Here is a 697-nt window from a genome sequence, read left to right as displayed (position 1 = left end):
CCAAAGAATGCCTGGATTTTGCGGGGGCTCATAGGCTTTGCCGGCGCGCTGGTGGTGCTGCCGATCCTGGTGGCCGGGCGGCTGTTTGGCGAGAGACAGAAAAACTATGCCGAGCTCAGACGCTTGTCCGGCCGTCTTGAGCTGGCTTTGGAAGCTTCTGGGATCGGCGTGTGGGAGCACGACCTGGCCACAAAAGAGCTGCTATGGGATCACCGCGTCAACCAAATCTACGGCAAGCCAGCCGATGGCAAACCGCGCGGCTATGACGACTGGGCTTCGGCCATTCATCCCGACGATTTCAACCGGGCGCGCCAGGAGTTCGAGTCGGCCGCAGAGAGGAAAGGACCCTATTCCTCGCAATACCGAGTCCTGCTTGCGGAGGGCGGCACGCGCCACGTGCGCACGCGCGCAGCCTTCTTCCAGGACATCGGCGGCACGCCAAAGATGATTGGCGCCGAGTGGGACGTGACCAGCGACGTGCTGCTCAACGAGACGCTCATGCGAGAGCGCCAGCTGTCAGAATCGAAAAATGCCGAACTTGAGGTCGCCAAAGCGCGTGTCGAGCATGTGGCTCTGCATGACCCGCTGACGGGTCTGCCCAACCGTCGCTATCTCGATGAGTTGCTTGCCGAAAACGGGGAAAAGGATACCCGTACGGCACTGCTGCATCTGGACCTCGACCGCTTCAAGCAGATCA

The 697-nt window shown here is 61.1% G+C and carries 1 protein-coding gene; it reads left to right on the top strand.

The annotated features are described in order from the left end of the window. Nucleotides 1-697 (top strand): PAS domain-containing protein (locus tag EN939_RS36765; RefSeq protein WP_127272107.1); only part of this gene is annotated, 697 nt, incomplete at both ends.

This window comes from Mesorhizobium sp. M7A.F.Ca.CA.002.05.1.1, from assembly GCF_003998335.1.
GTDB lineage: Bacteria > Pseudomonadota > Alphaproteobacteria > Rhizobiales > Rhizobiaceae > Mesorhizobium.
Note: the sequence above shows the minus strand (reverse complement) of the source record. Positions and strands in the feature narration are given on the sequence as shown.